Origin of the sequence: Thermophilibacter mediterraneus (assembly GCF_900119385.1) — a bacterium.
Taxonomy (GTDB): domain Bacteria; phylum Actinomycetota; class Coriobacteriia; order Coriobacteriales; family Atopobiaceae; genus Thermophilibacter; species Thermophilibacter mediterraneus.
The window spans coordinates 1-2,533 of record NZ_FPKO01000002.1; the positions used below are offsets into that span (position 1 = coordinate 1).

3 protein-coding genes are annotated in these 2,533 nt (G+C 70.5%); all 3 read right to left on the bottom strand.

Annotated features, from left to right (window positions below):
• Positions 1-333 precede the first annotated feature (333 nt).
• The 3 genes from BQ7106_RS00020 to BQ7106_RS00030 all read right to left on the bottom strand — a co-directional run bounded on the left by BQ7106_RS00020 (position 334) and on the right by BQ7106_RS00030 (position 2,213).
• Positions 334-1,314 (bottom strand): P1 family peptidase, encoded by a 981-nt coding sequence (locus tag BQ7106_RS00020; RefSeq protein WP_072369400.1) that lies wholly within the window; start codon positions 1,312-1,314, stop codon positions 334-336.
• Positions 1,307-1,939: a Maf family protein gene (locus BQ7106_RS00025; RefSeq protein ID WP_072369403.1), complete on the bottom strand. Its 633-nt coding sequence runs from the start codon at positions 1,937-1,939 to the stop codon at positions 1,307-1,309. The genes BQ7106_RS00020 and BQ7106_RS00025 overlap by 8 nt, the downstream gene beginning before the upstream one ends.
• 88 nt (positions 1,940-2,027) lie before the next feature.
• Positions 2,028-2,213, bottom strand: a complete 186-nt coding sequence (locus tag BQ7106_RS00030; RefSeq protein ID WP_072369405.1) for a ferredoxin — start codon at positions 2,211-2,213, stop codon at positions 2,028-2,030.
• Between the last annotated feature and the right edge of the window lie 320 nt (positions 2,214-2,533).

Below are 2,533 nucleotides of genomic sequence, written 5' to 3' on the forward strand. Positions count from 1 at the left end.
CCCTTCATCGTGTAAAGTGTCCATTGCGGCCATCCCTTTCATCTCGAACTTCGACACTTCAAGATTCTAGGTGATGGCCGTTTCTTTAGCCAATCGGCCCGTGACACCAACTTTTGGCACGCAATCTACACTCGGCGGGATTCGTGACCGCTCGGACATAAAGCGCGTCGAGTGCGCGCTGCCCTACGCGCATTGGGCAGGATTCGTGACCGCTCGGACATAAAGCGCGCCGAGTGCGCGCTACCCTGCGCGCACTCGGCGCATTTCGTGTCGGAAGCCGGGCGCCCGTCCGCGCCCTGGCGCGTCAAACCCCAGGAGGCTCGCGTCCCGGGGCTAGCCGAGGTCGCGCGCAGCGGGGTAGCCGTACGCGCCGGTCGCCTGGCGGGCGCCGTCCGCGATGGCGCGGCCGAGCGCCCTCGTCGCGAGGGCGCCCACGACGTCCACCGGTGCCTCCACCGCTCCGGTCGCCATCACGAAGACGGTGTCGCCGTCGTTGGTGGTGTGGGTGGGGGAGATTGCGTGCGCGTAGGCGTCCGCGGCCATCTGCGCGACCTTGGTCGCCTGCGCCTTGGTGAGCCGCGCGTTGGTGACCACGCACGAGATGGTGGTGTTCGTGCGCTCGAGCGGCATCCGGGCGAACCCGCCGAGAAGGACCTCGACGCTGTCGGCGAGCCGGGCGCCGTCCTCGGTTCGCATTCCCGCGACCATCTTGCCCGTGTCGGGGTCACGCACGTCGCCGCAGGCGTTCACGGCGGAGACGGCGCCGCAGACGAGCTCGCCCGCCCGCTCCACGCGCTCCCCGAGGCCGGACTTCATCGCGCGTTCCGGCCCGGCGAGCTTGCCCACGGTGCAGCCGGTCCCCGCGCCCACGTTGCCGCGCGCGAGCGGCTTTCCGGCGCGCTCGAAGGCTGCGGCGCACGCCGCTCGACCCTCCTCGACGCCCGGCCGGACGTTCGCGCTGCCGCACGCGAGGTCGAACAGGCACGCGCCGGACACGATGGGCACGCGCGCGACGCCAACGTCGAGGCCGTACCCGCGGCGCTCGAGCTCCTCGGCGACCCCGCAGGAGGCGGCGAGCCCGTAGGCGCTGCCCCCGGAGAGGACGACGGCGTGCAGGACGTCCACGGTCTCCTCGGGCCGCAGCAGGTCGGTCTCGCGGGTGGCCGGCGCCCCGCCGCGCACGTCGACGCCTCCCGTCGCGCCCTCGGGGCAGACGATGACGGTGCAGCCCGTGGCGGCGTCCTCGATCGTGGCGTGACCGACGAGGATGCCGGGGATCTGGGTGACGCTCTCGATGTTCTTCTCGCTAGGCAAGGGGTCCTCCGTTTCTTATGGATGCTGCCACGAGGTCCCTGCCGTCGCCGACGAGCGCGGCAAGCTCGCGCACGAGGCGCGAGACCGGTAGGCCCACGACGTTTTGGTAGTCGCCCGACACCGACCGGACGAGCATGCGCCCGGCGCCCTGTATGCCGTAGGCGCCGGCCTTGTCGAGCGGCTCCCCGGTCGCGACGTAGGCGTCCACCTCGGCGTCGGTGAGGTCCCAGAAGGTGACGTCGGTGGTCTCCACGAAGGTCGCGTCGCGCAGGCGGGAGCCGTCGTCGCCGAGCAGCAGGGCGCAGACGCCCGTGGAGACGTGGTGCGTGCGCCCGGAGAGCCCGCGCAGCATGCGGGCGGCGTCCGCGGCGTCGGCGGGCTTGCCGAGCGCCTCGTCACCAATCCAGACGATGGTGTCCGCGGCGACGAGCAGGCGGTCGGCGGGGACGACGTTTGCCGCCGCGCGGGCTGCCTCGGCCTTCTCGGCAGCGAGACGCCCCACGAGCTCCACGGGACGCTCGTCGGGCAGGCGGGACTCGTCCACGTCGGCCGGGCGGACGTCGAGCTCGAAGCCCGCCTCCGCGAGCAGCTCGCGGCGGCGGGGGGACTGCGAGGCCAGGATCATGGGTCACCTCCGGGTGCTGCCTACAGAAAAGGGCGGGAGCCGGCGCAGCGGCTCCCGCCCGACGTCAGATGACGCTGCGTCGAGAATGCTACTCGACGACGATGGCGGAGACGGGGCAGTTGTCGGCAGCCTCCTGGGCGGCCTCCTCGGCCTCCTCGGGAACGTCCTCCTCGATGGCGACGGCAACGCCGTCGTCGGAGATGGAGAAGACGTCGGGGCAGGTGCCCTCGCAGAGCCCGCAGCCGATGCAATCCTCGTTGACCGTAGCCTTCATGTTGGAATCCTCTCTCTTGCCTGGGCCCCCTGCCCAGGTTCCCTCTTTTTGTACACGTTTCCCGTCGGCTGCGCAACCGTAACCCGCGTATAGCCGAAAATGGAAGTCGGACGGCCCTGAGCTGGGCTTATATTCCTAGCGGCTGAGTGGGTTTTGCTCGGCTCCGCGGGTTGGCGCCAGACCCGCGGAGCCGAGCAAAACCCACTCCGCCGCCAGGAATATAAGCCCAGCTCAGGGCAGTCCGACCTCCCTTTTCGGCTATACGCGGGTTACGGTTGCGCCGCCGACGGGGAACCTGGCCCAACAGAGGGAACCTTGGG

Bases quoted from the DNA above. Each gene is read 5' to 3' on its own strand.
- BQ7106_RS00025 (WP_072369403.1), bottom strand. From the start codon at position 1,939: ATGATCCTGGCCTCGCAGTCCCCCCGCCGCCGCGAGCTGCTCGCGGAG.
- BQ7106_RS00030 (WP_072369405.1), bottom strand. From the start codon at position 2,213: ATGAAGGCTACGGTCAACGAGGATTGCATCGGCTGCGGGCTCTGCGAG.